This is a genomic window from Faecalibacterium sp. DFI.5.82, from assembly GCF_029076575.1.
GTDB lineage: Bacteria > Bacillota > Clostridia > Oscillospirales > Ruminococcaceae > Faecalibacterium > Faecalibacterium duncaniae.
On record NZ_JARFIS010000808.1, the window covers coordinates 1 to 299 of the forward strand.

General features: G+C 54.5%; 1 protein-coding gene. It reads left to right on the forward strand.

Going from position 1 to position 299, the window contains the following annotated elements; all coding sequences use genetic code 11:
* Positions 1–199 (forward strand): hypothetical protein (locus tag P0G09_RS18995; RefSeq protein WP_275253449.1); only part of this gene is annotated, 199 nt, incomplete at its 5' end.
* Positions 200–299 lie beyond the last annotated feature (100 nt).

The window sequence follows — 299 nt, forward strand, 5'->3', positions numbered from 1 at the left end:
AGATCTCTCCAAGAACGAAGAGGCTCTGGCTCTCGCTACCAGGGCTGTCAAGCTGGCCACCAACTTTGACGTCAATCCCGGCGTTGGCATGTGGGATAAGATAAAGCGCAAGACCCCTGAGGCTATGGCTAAGATGATCAACATGCCCGACGGCTTTATCGAGAGCCTGAACGCACAGCTGAACAAGATCAAGAAGTAAGTACTTCCCGCATCTGAACACCAAAAAACAAACGAACCGCCCCGGCACTGCACAAAGCAGCCCTGCCGGGGCGGTGTTTGTTTCCCCAGCTCCACACACG